The 13,736-nt window shown below is 51.7% G+C and carries 15 protein-coding genes; 4 read left to right on the top strand and 11 right to left on the bottom strand.

The genetic code is table 11. The features are described from left to right. The 8 genes from ACIPUG_RS18685 to ACIPUG_RS18650 all read right to left on the bottom strand — a co-directional run. On the bottom strand, positions 1-150 hold a 150-nt coding region (locus ACIPUG_RS18685; RefSeq protein ID WP_400290178.1), incomplete at its 3' end, for a GTP-binding protein. Positions 151-219: 69 nt separating this feature from the next. Continuing rightward, on the bottom strand, positions 220-2,334 hold the full coding sequence (fusA, locus tag ACIPUG_RS18680) for an elongation factor G (protein WP_039466420.1): 2,115 nt from the start codon (positions 2,332-2,334) through the stop codon (positions 220-222). Between the two features lie 96 nt (positions 2,335-2,430). After that, positions 2,431-2,901 carry a 30S ribosomal protein S7 gene (gene rpsG / locus ACIPUG_RS18675; protein WP_009111198.1) on the bottom strand — a complete coding sequence of 157 codons (471 nt, stop codon included), beginning with the start codon at positions 2,899-2,901 and terminating at the stop codon, positions 2,431-2,433. A gap of 96 nt (positions 2,902-2,997) precedes the next feature. Next, a complete protein-coding gene (gene rpsL, locus ACIPUG_RS18670) occupies positions 2,998-3,372 on the bottom strand; it encodes a 30S ribosomal protein S12 (RefSeq protein WP_005969567.1) in 375 nt (124 codons plus the stop codon). A gap of 131 nt (positions 3,373-3,503) precedes the next feature. After that, complete coding sequence (gene tusB, locus ACIPUG_RS18665) at positions 3,504-3,791, bottom strand: sulfurtransferase complex subunit TusB (protein WP_010296976.1); 288 nt, start codon at positions 3,789-3,791, stop codon at positions 3,504-3,506. A gap of 17 nt (positions 3,792-3,808) precedes the next feature. Continuing rightward, positions 3,809-4,168: a sulfurtransferase complex subunit TusC gene (tusC, locus tag ACIPUG_RS18660; protein WP_039498062.1), complete on the bottom strand. Its 360-nt coding sequence runs from the start codon at positions 4,166-4,168 to the stop codon at positions 3,809-3,811. A 9-nt stretch (positions 4,169-4,177) separates the two neighbouring features. Beyond that, positions 4,178-4,567 (bottom strand): sulfurtransferase complex subunit TusD, encoded by a 390-nt coding sequence (gene tusD, locus ACIPUG_RS18655; RefSeq protein WP_400339654.1) that lies wholly within the window; start codon positions 4,565-4,567, stop codon positions 4,178-4,180. Continuing rightward, a complete protein-coding gene (locus tag ACIPUG_RS18650) occupies positions 4,567-5,289 on the bottom strand; it encodes a transcriptional regulator (protein WP_010296984.1) in 723 nt (240 codons plus the stop codon). Before ACIPUG_RS18650 ends, tusD begins: the two co-directional genes overlap by 1 nt. Positions 5,290-5,467: 178 nt before the next feature. Here ACIPUG_RS18650 and eptA point away from each other — a divergent pair, with 178 nt between their 5' ends. Genes eptA through pmrB form a run of 3 tightly spaced genes read left to right on the top strand, consistent with a single transcriptional unit; the run spans position 5,468 to position 8,870 of the window. Beyond that, on the top strand, positions 5,468-7,114 hold the full coding sequence (gene eptA / locus ACIPUG_RS18645; protein WP_400339651.1) for a phosphoethanolamine transferase EptA: 1,647 nt from the start codon (positions 5,468-5,470) through the stop codon (positions 7,112-7,114). Next, positions 7,111-7,779 (top strand): two-component system response regulator PmrA, encoded by a 669-nt coding sequence (gene pmrA / locus ACIPUG_RS18640; RefSeq protein ID WP_039466402.1) that lies wholly within the window; start codon positions 7,111-7,113, stop codon positions 7,777-7,779. The genes eptA and pmrA overlap by 4 nt, the downstream gene beginning before the upstream one ends. Then, a complete protein-coding gene (gene pmrB / locus ACIPUG_RS18635) occupies positions 7,776-8,870 on the top strand; it encodes a two-component system sensor histidine kinase PmrB (RefSeq protein ID WP_400339647.1) in 1,095 nt (364 codons plus the stop codon). The genes pmrA and pmrB overlap by 4 nt, the downstream gene beginning before the upstream one ends. 69 nt (positions 8,871-8,939) lie before the next feature. Here the strand turns inward: pmrB and glyA are convergent, their stop codons facing one another. Then, complete coding sequence (glyA, locus tag ACIPUG_RS18630; RefSeq protein ID WP_400339645.1) at positions 8,940-10,211, bottom strand: serine hydroxymethyltransferase; 1,272 nt, start codon at positions 10,209-10,211, stop codon at positions 8,940-8,942. Between the two features lie 32 nt (positions 10,212-10,243). Further along, a complete protein-coding gene (locus ACIPUG_RS18625; protein WP_039510442.1) occupies positions 10,244-11,056 on the bottom strand; it encodes a YggS family pyridoxal phosphate-dependent enzyme in 813 nt (270 codons plus the stop codon). Positions 11,057-11,159: 103 nt separating this feature from the next. Here ACIPUG_RS18625 and ACIPUG_RS18620 point away from each other — a divergent pair, with 103 nt between their 5' ends. Beyond that, on the top strand, positions 11,160-12,653 hold the full coding sequence (locus ACIPUG_RS18620) for a PLP-dependent aminotransferase family protein (RefSeq protein ID WP_400339643.1): 1,494 nt from the start codon (positions 11,160-11,162) through the stop codon (positions 12,651-12,653). A 137-nt stretch (positions 12,654-12,790) separates the two neighbouring features. On the opposite strand, the gene fkpA is transcribed toward ACIPUG_RS18620, so the two are convergent. Next, positions 12,791-13,609 carry an FKBP-type peptidyl-prolyl cis-trans isomerase gene (gene fkpA, locus ACIPUG_RS18615; RefSeq protein WP_039281941.1) on the bottom strand — a complete coding sequence of 273 codons (819 nt, stop codon included), beginning with the start codon at positions 13,607-13,609 and terminating at the stop codon, positions 12,791-12,793. Positions 13,610-13,736 lie beyond the last annotated feature (127 nt).

The following is a 13,736-nucleotide window of genomic DNA, read 5'->3' as shown; positions in this document are numbered from 1 at the left end:
GATCTGGTCGAATGCACGCGCGTTACCACCGTAGGTTTTAGCCAGAACGGTAGTGATTGCAGCAGTCAGAGTCGTTTTACCATGGTCAACGTGGCCGATAGTACCGACGTTAACGTGGGGTTTTGTACGTTCAAATTTTTCTTTAGACACGGCGATATTCCTTACTCAAATGCTCTCCCCCTATGGAGAGAGCACGGGATTTTGTTTTAACCCTGAGGCTTATTTACCACGGGCTTCAATTACGGCCTGAGCAACGTTGTTAGGCGCATCATCGTACTTCAGGAACTCCATGGAGTAAGAAGCACGGCCTTTGGTCAGAGAACGCAGTTGAGTTGCGTATCCGAACATTTCAGACAACGGAACTTCAGCGTGAATCACAACGCCAGTAACGTTAGATTCCTGACCACGCAGCATACCACGACGACGGCTAAGGTCACCGATGACGTCACCAGTGTTCTCTTCCGGCGTTTCAACTTCAACCTTCATGATCGGCTCAAGCAGAACAGGTTTTGCTTTCTTAAAGCCGTCTTTAAAGGCGATAGAAGCAGCCAGTTTAAACGCCAATTCAGAGGAGTCAACGTCATGGAAAGAACCGAAGTGCAGACGCACGCCGAGATCAACCACTGGGTAACCAGCCAGAGGACCCGCTTTCAGCTGTTCCTGAATACCTTTATCAACGGCAGGGATGTATTCACCAGGAATTACACCACCTTTGATGTCGTTGATGAACTCGTAACCTTTCGGATTTGAGCCCGGCTCCAGTGGGTACATGTCGATAACAACATGACCATACTGACCACGACCACCAGACTGCTTGGCGTGTTTACCTTCGATATCGGTAACTTTCGCACGAATCGCTTCACGGTAAGCAACCTGTGGTTTACCCACGTTCGCTTCAACGTTGAATTCACGCTTCATACGGTCAACGATGATATCGAGGTGCAATTCACCCATACCAGCGATGATAGTCTGGTTAGATTCTTCGTCAGTCCATACGCGGAAAGACGGGTCTTCTTTAGCCAGACGGCCCAATGCCAGACCCATTTTTTCTTGGTCAGCTTTGGTTTTCGGTTCTACCGCGATGGAAATTACCGGCTCTGGGAATTCCATACGTTCCAAAATGATGACGTTATCTGGATCACACAGCGTGTCACCCGTCGTTACATCTTTCAGACCGATAGCAGCAGCGATATCGCCCGCACGAACTTCTTTGATCTCTTCACGCTTGTTAGCGTGCATCTGAACGATACGACCAAAACGTTCACGTGCTGATTTAACTGGGTTCAGTACGGTGTCACCGGAGTTAACTACACCAGAGTACACGCGGAAGAACGTCAGGTTACCAACAAACGGGTCGGTAGCAATTTTGAACGCCAGTGCAGCAAACGGCTCTTCATCACTTGCGTGACGCTCAGCCGGCGTGTCTTTACCGTCATCCAAAAGACCATTGATCGCAGGTACGTCAACTGGGGATGGCAGGTAGTCAACTACCGCATCCAGCATCGCCTGAACACCTTTGTTCTTAAATGCAGAACCACAGGTTACCAGGATGATTTCGTTGTTCAGAACGCGCTGACGCAGAGCTTTTTTGATCTCTTCTTCAGTCAGTTCTTCACCACCCAGGTATTTCTCCATCAGGTCTTCTGAAGCTTCTGCTGCAGATTCGATCAGGTTCTGGTGCCATTCATCAGCCAGATCCTGCATATCAGCAGGGATATCTTCGTATTCGAAGGTCACGCCCTGATCGGCATCGTTCCAGTTGATGGCTTTCATTTTCACCAGGTCAACAACACCGGTGAAACCTTCTTCAGCACCAATTGCCAACTGCAGCGGAACAGGGTTCGCGCCCAGACGGGATTTGATCTGACCAACAACTTTCAGGAAGTTAGCACCCATGCGGTCCATTTTGTTAACGAACGCAATGCGTGGAACTTTATATTTGTTTGCCTGACGCCATACGGTCTCAGACTGTGGCTGAACACCACCAACTGCGCAGTAAACCATTACCGCACCATCAAGTACACGCATGGAACGTTCTACTTCGATAGTGAAGTCAACGTGTCCCGGGGTGTCGATGATGTTTACGCGATGCGGTTCATACTGCTTAGCCATACCAGACCAGAATGCAGTAGTCGCAGCGGAAGTGATAGTAATACCACGCTCCTGCTCCTGCTCCATCCAGTCCATGGTAGCTGCGCCGTCATGAACTTCACCGATTTTATGGTTTACACCAGTGTAGAACAGAATACGTTCGGTAGTAGTGGTTTTACCGGCGTCGATGTGCGCACTGATACCGATATTACGGTAGCGTGCGATGGGTGTTGTACGAGCCATTTGTATCCTCTATTTACTAGGGCGTTCAATTTAGTTAACCCAAGCGGGTTGGCTATTTTTAGCGCCCGCTTGGTTAGCATGACTACAGCGAAGGGATTACCAACGGTAGTGAGCGAACGCCTTGTTAGCTTCGGCCATACGGTGAACGTCTTCACGTTTCTTAACAGCAGTACCTTTGTTTTCTGCTGCATCAGAAAGTTCGTTCGCCAGGCGCAGAGCCATAGATTTATCACCGCGTTTACGAGCAGCTTCTACGATCCAACGCATTGCCAACGCATTACGACGAACCGGACGGACTTCTACTGGTACCTGATAAGTAGAACCACCAACGCGGCGCGACTTAACTTCGACAGTCGGGCGAACGTTGTCCAGAGCTACTTCAAAAGCTTCCAGATGATCTTTACCAGAACGCTGAGCCAGGGTCTCCAGCGCGGTATAGACGATTGCTTCTGCAGTAGATTTTTTACCATCTACCATCAGGATGTTTACAAATTTGGCCAGCAGTTCTGATCCGAACTTAGGATCCGGCAGAATTTTACGTTGACCAATGACGCGACGACGTGGCATGGAAATACTCCGTTGTTAATTCAGGATTGTCCAAAACTCTACGAGTTTAGTTTGACATTTAAGTTAAAACGTTTGGCCTTACTTAACGGAGAACCATTAAGCCTTTGGCTTCTTCACGCCGTATTTGGAACGGGATTGCTTACGGTCTTTAACACCTGAGCAGTCCAACGCGCCACGAACGGTGTGGTAACGCACACCTGGCAGGTCTTTAACACGACCGCCACGGATCAGGATCACGGAGTGCTCCTGCAGGTTATGACCTTCACCACCAATATAGGAGGTAACTTCAAAACCGTTGGTTAAACGAACACGACATACTTTACGCAGTGCGGAGTTCGGTTTTTTAGGGGTGGTAGTATATACACGGGTACATACGCCACGTTTCTGCGGGCATGCTTCCAGCGCCGGAACGTTGCTTTTAGCAGCCTTCAGGGAGCGTGGTTTGCGTACCAGCTGGTTAATCGTTGCCATTCAAAAAGCTCCTGGGTTTTGCTTCGTAAACACGTAATAAATCGCCTCATGTTTGCGCAAGGCAAAGTATGAGGACGCAGAATTTTAGGGCTGGCAGTGGAAGGAGTCAAGAAATATACAAAAATTCGGCGTTACCACGCGAGTTGCTGCGGGTGCTCCACTGTCAGTTGAACAAACTGATTATAGTCAATGAGTGTCACATTGTTTGAAATTTGTTCAGTCATTCCTCTTGCCGCGGTATCAGGCTGGAGCGCGTAGAGAAGAACCGCTGAATCAAGAAGACGCTGAATAATATCTCCACCAGCCAGCGCAGCGATAACACCGTCTTGCAATAAGACCAGCGCATCACCCTGATCCAAGCTGCGCAAGAGTGCATCCAGGTCAACGTGATAAGGAGAACGTGAGAGCGTATGCAGCATAAAGGGGAGATCCGTCGCTAGAATGAAAGGATGGAATGATAATCGGCCAACTTACTGCGCCATGCTTGCGGCCCTAATAGCTCTACATCCAAAACCCAGTCTGTCTCTATACTCAACCCACGCTGGCGCACAGAAGTCTCGCACAGATAACAAGTTTCGATATCGTATAACGGCAGCACGCCAAACGTTGCGATGTAATTACGCATCAAAATCTTTTCCGGCTGTTGATGCGGCAGCAGTTGCAGTACGCCATCACCAACAAAAAATACGCCAATCTCTTCCGTCAGGGCTGACATCGCCAATAGTGCATCCAGCCCTTCCCGTCCGGAAGCGCTCCCATGTGGAGAATGCGTAAAAACAAATGCGACTCGCTTCATAACGCTACCTTAAAACTGAATAACCCGATCGCAGGTCAGCACCGATTGCGCCAGTTCCCCCAGCCCGCTCAGAGCAAAACCGGGTTGCAGATTCGCGCCAGCAAGGTTGAGCTGAGTCGCTTGCTGCGCGTCGGTCACACCTCTGCGTAATGCAGCGGCGACACAGACATTCAGCGCCACCTGATGCGTTTCGCCCAACTGCTGCCAGGCGCGTACAAGATCAAACTCATCATTAGCGGGTGACGTTAGCTGGTTGGCATTTAGCACGCCTTCGCGATAGAAAAACACGCTTTTCAGTCTGTGCCTTTCAGCCAACAGCGCCTGTGCAAACTGCAACGCGCTGCTCGCTTGCTGTGTGCCATAAGCCGGGCCGGTCACCAGCAAACAGTAACTCAGCATTAACGTTCGTGCCCGCTGAAGTCGCCGCTTTTGAATTGACGAATATAAAGGTAGACCGTGTGTTTGGAGATATTGAGGCGTTCGGCGACCTGGTTGATGGCGTCTTTAATATCAAAGATGCCTTTCTCATACAGGCTCAGTACGATTTGGCGATTTTTCGCATTATTGGAGACATTGCGATCCGCATTGACTTCCTCAATCGAAAATTCCAGCGTTTGTGCCACCAGATCATCAACGGATGACGCAAAGTTAACAGAAGAGGCGGCATCATGCGTTTCAGGTGGAATAAAGGTCTGCACAATCTGGGAGAAAGGCACATCCAAATTCATGTTGATACACAGCAGCCCAATCACGCGCTGATCGCGATTGCGAATGGCAATCGTCACTGACTTCATCAACACGCCGCTTTTTGCACGGGTAAAATAGGCTTTCGACACGCTGCTATCTTCACCTGCCATGTCATGCAGCATGCGCAATGCAAGATCCGTAATCGGCGAGCCAATCTTCCTGCCGGTATGTTCCCCATTCGCAATACGCACGGCGGAACATTTAAGATCCTCAAGCGAGTGCAACACAATCTCACAATGCTCGCCAATTAACATGGCCAAGCCATCAACCACCGCTTCATACGATTTCAGGATCTCATAGTCCGTTTGACTGAAAGGACGTTCATCCAGCAAATCAAGCTCATAAGATTCGCCAGATACAAGCGAATTAGACATGGCAGACACCACCCTCAACGTCATCTATTTATTTTGTATTGACAGGGGACACAGTCTAGCAAATGTCCACACTCGCGTCCCTGAATTTAACGGGCTACCTCTTAAGGTTGCATTAATTTAATCCCGCTAGAGTCAGCGTCTTCTTTCCTCTCCATCATGGAAATCACGAGAGACGTGTATGAAAAAACGAATACCGATGGGCAGACCACACCTGAGCAGCATCACGTTCGTGCTGATATTTTCTGCCTTTATTACTCTGGTCCAGAACATTGCCTACTACCGCCAAACGCTGAAACTGCTGGACATGACAGACTGGGTTACTATCCCTTTCTTTCTCAGCATGCCCGTTGTGATTTTCGCGGTGCTGAATATCATTTTCACACTTCTGGCAGTACCTTATCTGCGTAAGGCCGTCATTGTTCTTTTTCTGCTGACCGGTGCCGCAGCGCAATACTTTATGCTGAACTACGGCATTATCATTGACCGAACCATGATCCAGAATATCCTGGAGACAACAGCTGGCGAATCCTTTTCACTGCTTACGCCACAGCTTGTCGCCTGGGTATTCTTTATTGGCGTCATTCCTGCGGCACTCGCCGTCTGGATAAAAATAAAGCCCGCCAAGCCGACAACGCTCTATATTGGCATGCGCTTTCTTAGCGTCATTATTTCGTTATTCGCTATTTTATCTATCGCGGCATTCTTTTATAAAGATTACGCCTCGTTCATGCGTAATAACAAAGAGTTGGTAAAAGCAATTACGCCCAGCAATATTGTGGCGGCCAGCTTGTCCTACCATAAACATAGTGTGCTGGCTAACTTGCCTCTGGAGCAAATTGGTCTGGATGCCCACAAAGCGGCCCCATCATCCCCGACGGAAAAGAAGAATCTGGTTATTCTGGTGGTTGGCGAGACATCCCGAGCACAAAACTTTTCGCTGGGTGGCTACGGGAAAGAAACGAATCCGCTGCTGGCAAAAGATAACGTTATCTACTTTGAAAACACCTCATCGTGTGGCACATCAACGGGCGTTTCCGTTCCCTGCATGTTTTCCAACATGCCGCGCCAAAGCTTTAACGGCGATGTAGCCAGCCATCAGGAAGGGCTGCTGGATATATTACAACGGGCAAAGGTTAACGTACTTTGGCAAGAAAATGACGGCGGCTGCAAAGATGCCTGTACACGAGTGCCAACGGTTGATGTGACATCGCTGAAACTGCCGGGATTATGCACCAACGGCGAATGCCACGATGAAGCGTTATTCCACGGCGTTGAAGACTACATCAATAAGCTCGATAACGACGGAATTATCGTATTACATACGATAGGCAGCCACGGCCCGAGCTACTACCAGCGCTACCCTGACGCCTTTAAGAAATTTACGCCAACGTGCGATACCAATCAGATTCAGACCTGTACACAGGAAGCGCTGACCAATACGTATGACAATACGATCCTGTATGTCGATTTTGTTGTGGATAAAGCGGTCAATTTACTGAAACAGCATCAGGATAAATTTAATACGTCGCTGGTTTACCTGTCCGACCACGGAGAATCGTTAGGGGAAAACGGCATCTACCTGCATAGCATGCCCTACTCTATTGCGCCGAAGCAGCAAACGCATGTGCCAATGCTAATGTGGTTATCAACGGGTTATCAGCAGCAACAAGGTATTCAGGATTCCTGTCTGCGCCAGAACGCGAGGCAGTTGGATTACTCGCAAGATAATCTTTTCCATACCATACTGGGGATGTTTACTATCGCCACGAAAGAATATCAACCTCAGCTTGATATCCTTCATCCGTGCAGGGACAAGGCAACATGAAATTATTGATTGTTGAAGACGATAAGCTGTTGCAGGAAGGATTGTTATTGGCGTTAAGTCATGAAGGTTATGCCTGCGATTGCGCAGGCACAGCCAAAGAAGCGGATGCGCTCATCGGCAGCGCGCATTACAGTCTGGTCATTCTCGATCTTGGCTTACCAGATGAGGATGGGCTCACCCTGCTATCACGCTGGCGTAAGAATCATTACCAGCATCCCGTACTCATCTTAACGGCGCGGGATAAGGTAAACGATCGCGTCAACGGACTGGATGTCGGCGCAGACGATTACCTTGCCAAGCCCTTCGCCCTGACGGAATTACAGGCGCGCGTACGCGCGCTGATTCGCCGCCATCAGGGTTCAAGCAACAGCACAATACAGGTCGACAACATTACGTTGGACTTAAACAATCAACAGGTGCTACTGGACAACAAGCCAGTGGTGCTGACGCCAAAAGAGTTTGCGATCCTGTCCCGTCTGGTGTTGAAAGCCGGTTCTCAGGTACATCGCGAGGTCCTGCATCAGGATATCTACGCCTGGAACGACGACCCGTCCTCCAATTCGCTGGAAGTGCATATCCATAATCTGCGTCACAAGATAGGGAAAGACCGCATCCGAACCCTGCGAGGTTTTGGCTATCTGCTGACTAAAGGTGAACAGCCATGAAGAGCGATGCCGACACCGTTACCAGCATGCGTCGTCGTTTAGTACTGGCACTGGGCGGCATCCTGCTTGTCTGTCAGATGATCAGCGTATTCTGGCTTTGGCACGAAAGCGAAGAGCAGATCAGCCTACTGGTCGATAAATCCCTGAACGCCAGCGCTCAGAACATGCAGATCGATCAAGAGATCAATGAAGCGATCGCCTCGCTCAGTATCCCAAGTCTGGTGATGGTCATTCTGACATTGCTCATGTGCTTTCAGGCGGTCAGTTGGATCACTCGTCCGCTTTCCCGCCTACAGGAAGAATTGCAGGATCGTACGGCGGAAAACCTAGAGCCGCTGCCACAGCAGAGTGACATTAAAGAAATTGCGGCTGTCACCCATACCATCAACCAGCTTTTTCAACGTCTGGACGAAACGTTGAAACGCGACAGGCAATTTACTGCGGATGTCGCTCATGAATTACGAACCCCGCTATCCGGTATTCGACTGCACCTCGAACTGCACCAGCAACAACACCAGATTGACTGTAGTTCACTCATCAAACGCATTGATAAAATGGTGAAAACGGTGGAACAACTTTTGCTGCTTGCGCGTGTCGGGCAAGAGTTTTCAGCGGGTCACCACCAAAATGTCGCGTTCCTGAAAGACGTCATTTTTCCTATGCAGGATGAACTGGCCGAGATGCTACAAAAACGTCAGCAGACGCTGAAATGGATATTGCCGCCAGAAGATATCATCCTGCGCGGCGATGCGACGTTGCTCCAGCTTTTGCTACGCAATTTGGTAGAAAACGCCTATCGCTATAGCCCGGAAGCCAGTCAGATCACCGTGAGCCTGAGTACGCGGCAACATCTTGAACTACAGGTTGAGGATGAAGGACCAGGGATCGATGAAAGCAAGGTCGGTGAATTGAGTAAGGCGTTCGTTCGCATGGACAGCCGCTATGGCGGTATCGGTCTCGGGCTAAGTATCGTGACGCGCATTGCTCAGTTGCACGATGGAAAATTTTTCCTCTGCAACCGACCGCAACGTTCTGGCGCCCTCGCCCGCGTGGTGCTCACCGCCCCTGATGAATACCCCGATTCCGCCTGAAAAATAAAGCAGCGCCCCACACCTCATAGTCGTGAGACGGCACATCCCTGTGCACAAACCTCGCCTACGTTATTGGTACACAGGATAGCGTTGGCACAGCGCCACTACCTGCTGGCGCACACGATCGCGTACCGCCGTTAATGCATCATTCCCTTCGCCAAGCCCATCCAGTACATCACATAACCACCCCGCCAGTTGCTCGCACTCCGCCACACCAAAACCGCGCGTCGTCACGGCTGGCGTTCCAATACGCAGACCTGAGGTCACAAAGGGTGAACGCGGATCGTTAGGTACCGAGTTCTTGTTTGTCGTGATGTAAGCCTCGCTCAGTGCAGCATCGGCATCTTTACCGGTGTACGGCTTGTCGGACAGGTCGATAAGAATCAAATGATTGTCGGTGCCATCAGAGACGATCTTGTAGCCACGCAGTTGGAGAACGCGTGCCATGGCACGGGCGTTGGTCACCACCTGACGCTGATAAACCGTGAATTCAGGGCGCAACGCTTCCTTGAATGCCACCGCTTTGGCGGCGATAACGTGCATCAACGGACCGCCCTGAATACCAGGGAATACGGCAGAGTTAAGTTTTTTGTAGAACTCCTCGCTCTGACCTTTGGCTAAAATAATCCCACCGCGCGGGCCGCGCAAAGTCTTATGGGTTGTGCTGGTTACAACGTGAGCATGAGGGAGCGGATTCGGATACTCTCCGGCAGCCACCAAACCAGCAACATGCGCCATATCCACCCAGAAAATAGCGCCCGCCTTGTCCGCAATCGCGCGCATACGAGCCCAATCCTTGTGGCGAGAATAGGCGGAGAACCCGCCGATTAGCATCTTTGGTCGGGTTTCCAACGCAATACGCTCCATTTCATCGTAGTCGATCAGCCCTGTGTCAGGGTCTAACCCATAGGGGACGATCTTGTAGTGGCGACCAGAGAAGTTGGAGGGATTACCGTGGGTCAAATGCCCGCCCTGAGCGAGGTTCATGCCCATCACGGTATCGCCTGGGTTAGTCAATGCCAGAAACACGGCCGCATTAGCCTGAGCGCCAGCATGAGGCTGGACGTTAGCATAATCGCAGTCAAACAGCGCTTTGGCCCGTTCGATAGCCAGACGTTCAGCCACGTCGACATACTCACAGCCGCTGTAGTAGCGCTTGCCTGGGTAGCCTTCCGCATATTTGTTGGTGAACACAGAGTTCTGGATCGCCATCACCAGCGGGCTGGCATAGTTCTCTGAGGCGATCAGTTCAATGTGAGTTTCCTGCCGGTGTTCTTCATGCCGGATGGCGTCGGCCAGTTCCGGGTCGAAGTCAGTAAGGGTAAGAGAAGCGTCATACATGGGCATCGTCCTATGCGTTAGTCATTGGTTATTTAATCGTGTGATTCTGTGAGAGGTTCGTCAGGCCAGTAGTAGCTATCCGGCAGAGGGCGCGCGCCAAAGATTGCCTGCCCGACGCGTACCACGGTGGCACCTTCCTCAATGGCTATTTCAAAATCGCCGGACATGCCCATGGATAATTCATCCAGCTCAATGCCGACCGGAAGGTTTTGCTGCAGCCGATCGCGTAACTGACGCAGCCGTATAAAACACTGGCGCACGCGTTCAGCGTCGCTGGAAAACAGAGCTAGCGTCATCAACCCGCGCACACGTAGCGCAGAGAATGCGGGAAGCGCCTGAATAAAAGCCGGTACATCTTCAGGCGATAGACCGTATTTGCTGGCCTCACCGGAGGTATTCACCTGCACAAATACATCCAGCGAACGCCCTTCAATCTGCAAGCGACGATCCAGCGCTTCAGCCAGCCGCAGACTGTCTAACGCCTGAAACTCGGTAGCGAAGCGTGCCACCAGCTTAGCCTTGTTGGTTTGCAGGTGACCAATGACCGACCACTGTAAATCGGTTAAATCCTGCATGGCTTCCCATTTACGGAACGCTTCCTGCACCTTGTTTTCACCCAATATCCGACAACCAGCCGCATGGGCCATACGCAGGCGGTTTTCAGGTTTGGTTTTGCTGACGGGCAGCAGCCGCACTGTTGCAGGATCGCGGCCGACACGCTGACAAGCTGCTGCAATGCGAGCCTGAACTGCCGCCAGATTGAGTTGGAAGTCATCAACCGTGACAGCGTCGGGATAGCAGCCGTGCCTGTCGTGGCGAGTTTGAGTATCGGAGGATATCGACATCAGCGTCACTCCTGACGAAGAAGATGAATAGATTGTGAAACGTATTTATAGATTTAAAATAGCCTGATGTTCCCCACCATTTTCCCGATAAGAGGCAGACCAATTGTTCAAACACGCCCAGCTTGAATCGGTCAAGGCCTGGATTGGCGACCCCGCGCAAGGTGCCCTACCCTTACACGCTCGTATCCAGCGAGCGATTCGCCAGTTAATCCTCGATGGCGTTCTTGATGTGGGCAAGCCCTTACCCGCCTCACGTGCGCTGGCTACATCACTGGGGGTGTCGCGTGATACGGTCGAGTCGGCTTACAGCCAGCTGCATGCGGAGGGATTTATCGAACGTCGCGTCGGCAGCGGCAGTTTCGTGTCGGCGCGGGCAAAGCGTCTGCCGGGGCGTGGCAAAGCCCGGAAAACGGGAGATAGCAAAGCAGAACTGCGCCTCAGCCAACGCGGTAGCGCCATGTTCCAGAATGGTGGGGTGCGCGACTTCATTATCCCGCGCGCGTTCGCACCCGGCGTGCCAGAAACCCGCAGTTTTCCCCTCCAGACATGGGAACGGCTAGAACGACAGGTACTAAAAGAATATGGCACGCGGGCACTGCTACACAGCCCACCGCAGGGCATGGAAGCGCTAAGGCGCGCCATCGCAGATTATGTCAATCTCGAACGGGGAGCTCGCGCCACGCCCGAACGCGTACTGGTGCTGACCAGTTCCCAGCAAGCGCTCACCCTGTGTGCGACTGTATTGCTGGATGCTGGCGATCCGATCTTCCTTGAAGATCCCGTGTACCACGGCGCACGCAAGGCATTCGAGGCGGCCGGACTCGCATGCGTGCCGATCCCGTTAGATGCCGATGGTTTGCAGATTGAACACCTGCTTGAGGCAAGCAACAAACATAATGTGCCCGCTAAAGCCGTGTTCCTGACGCCCTCACACCAGTTTCCAACTGGCGCAACGCTGGCGCTGGATCGGCGTCTGGCCGTGATTGAATGGGCCTGGCAGCACCAGAGCTGGATTATTGAAGACGACTACGACAGTGAGTTTCACTACGCGGGCAAACCTACCGCCTGCGTTCAGGGGCTCGACCCGCACGATAGAACGATCTATATCGGCACCTTCACCAAATCGCTATTTCCCGGCCTGCGCATCGGCTACATGGTACTGCCGCCGCAGCTGGTTGCTCCCATGACCGTGGCCCGCACGCTGATGGATGGGCACAGCGCGCCCATTCCACAGCTCACGCTGGCGCGTTTTATCGAAGGAGGCCACTTCGGTGCCCATGTCCGCACGATGCGTGCCGTTTATGCCGAACGCCGCGATGCACTGGCACGGTTGGTGCGTCAGCATCTGGCTGATTTCGTGGAGCCACGAGTGCCAGCCGGAGGCATGCAGATGCCCTGTATCTTCATCCGCGACATCTCTGAACACGACGCCGTGGAGTCCGCGCGTCGGGCCGGCATCGATCTACTCGGGCTAACAGCACTGTATGCGTCGGGTCAGCATCAAGCTGGTTTCCTCATGGGATTTGCTGCCCACGCACCGCATGAACTGGAAACGGCGGTCAAGACGTTGGCGAAGGTGCTACGCGCGCTGTGCTGATGATGGGGTGCGGGGTGGATGACAGATAGGTGCCGTCACGGTTAACGGAAAAAGGGATTTGATCGCAGGGAAGTGATGGTGAAACAAAAAAAAACCGCAGGTCGAAGCCTGCGGTTATATCGCCATTATCGCGATGCTTATTTAGCCGCTTTCTCTTCGGCTGCTGGTTTTTCAGCTTTCGCATCATCCGCTGCTTTCAGGTCAGCTTCAGATTTAATGTCCAGCAGTTCAACGTCAAACACCAGCGTGGAGTTAGCCGGAATGCCAGGCACGCCGTTCTCACCATAGGCCAGAGCCGGTGGGATAGCCAGCTTGATTTTGCCGCCTTTCTTAACGTGCTTCAGACCTTCAGTCCAGCCTGGGATCACGCCGTCCAGACGGAAAGACAGTGGCTCACCACGTTTGTAGGAGTTGTCGAACTCGCTACCGTCAACCAGCGTACCTTTGTAGTTAACCACTACGGTGTCGCTGTCTTTCGGCGCGTTGCCGCTACCTTCTTTCTCAACCTGATACAGAAGGCCAGATGCCGTTTTCTTCACGCCTTTTTCTTTGGCGAAGGACTCAAGATACTTAGCGCCTTTGTCCGCGTTATCTTTCGCATCTTGCTTCATCTTGGCTTCAGCTGCGGCTTTCACTTTACCTTCAAAGCCTTGCAGCGTTTTCTCGATTTCTTCGTCAGTCAGCTTGCTCTTATCAGCAAAGGCATCCTGCACGCCAGCAATCAGCTGATCTTTATCCAGTTTGATACCTAATTTTTCTTGCTCTTTCAGAGAGTTATCCATGTAACGCCCTAAAGATGCACCTAACGCATAAGCCGCTGCCTGCTCATCGTTCTTGAATTTGGCTGCCGCAGTGGTGTCAGATGCCTGCGCTTTGTCTGCCGCCAGAGCCTGGCCTGCGTTCAGAGCCAGAGCCATCGTTGTTGCTAACAGCGTTACTTTAAACAGTGATTTCATCCATTTCTCCAGCATCTGGAGCGACGCGCTCCAGCCATCATTAAAATAAATTCGCGCCTACTATAACTGTGCGGACGAAGACAACACAACGACGCACGCGACAATCCTTTGATAAAAAACGTCAGGA

Source organism: Pectobacterium sp. CHL-2024 (assembly GCF_044751765.1).
GTDB lineage: Bacteria > Pseudomonadota > Gammaproteobacteria > Enterobacterales > Enterobacteriaceae > Pectobacterium > Pectobacterium brasiliense.
This window is presented reverse-complemented; position numbering and strand designations above follow the sequence as displayed.

Excerpts from the sequence above, each read along its gene's own strand:
- fusA (WP_039466420.1), bottom strand. The coding sequence starts at position 2,334 with ATGGCTCGTACAACACCCATCGCACGCTACCGTAATATCGGTATCAGT.
- rpsG (WP_009111198.1), bottom strand. The coding sequence starts at position 2,901 with ATGCCACGTCGTCGCGTCATTGGTCAACGTAAAATTCTGCCGGATCCT.
- rpsL (WP_005969567.1), bottom strand. The coding sequence starts at position 3,372 with ATGGCAACGATTAACCAGCTGGTACGCAAACCACGCTCCCTGAAGGCT.
- tusB (WP_010296976.1), bottom strand. The coding sequence starts at position 3,791 with ATGCTGCATACGCTCTCACGTTCTCCTTATCACGTTGACCTGGATGCA.
- tusC (WP_039498062.1), bottom strand. The coding sequence starts at position 4,168 with ATGAAGCGAGTCGCATTTGTTTTTACGCATTCTCCACATGGGAGCGCT.
- tusD (WP_400339654.1), bottom strand. The coding sequence starts at position 4,567 with ATGCTGAGTTACTGTTTGCTGGTGACCGGCCCGGCTTATGGCACACAG.
- ACIPUG_RS18650 (WP_010296984.1), bottom strand. The coding sequence starts at position 5,289 with ATGTCTAATTCGCTTGTATCTGGCGAATCTTATGAGCTTGATTTGCTG.
- eptA (WP_400339651.1), top strand. The coding sequence starts at position 5,468 with ATGAAAAAACGAATACCGATGGGCAGACCACACCTGAGCAGCATCACG.
- pmrA (WP_039466402.1), top strand. The coding sequence starts at position 7,111 with ATGAAATTATTGATTGTTGAAGACGATAAGCTGTTGCAGGAAGGATTG.
- pmrB (WP_400339647.1), top strand. The coding sequence starts at position 7,776 with ATGAAGAGCGATGCCGACACCGTTACCAGCATGCGTCGTCGTTTAGTA.
- glyA (WP_400339645.1), bottom strand. The coding sequence starts at position 10,211 with ATGTATGACGCTTCTCTTACCCTTACTGACTTCGACCCGGAACTGGCC.
- ACIPUG_RS18625 (WP_039510442.1), bottom strand. The coding sequence starts at position 11,056 with ATGTCGATATCCTCCGATACTCAAACTCGCCACGACAGGCACGGCTGC.
- fkpA (WP_039281941.1), bottom strand. The coding sequence starts at position 13,609 with ATGAAATCACTGTTTAAAGTAACGCTGTTAGCAACAACGATGGCTCTG.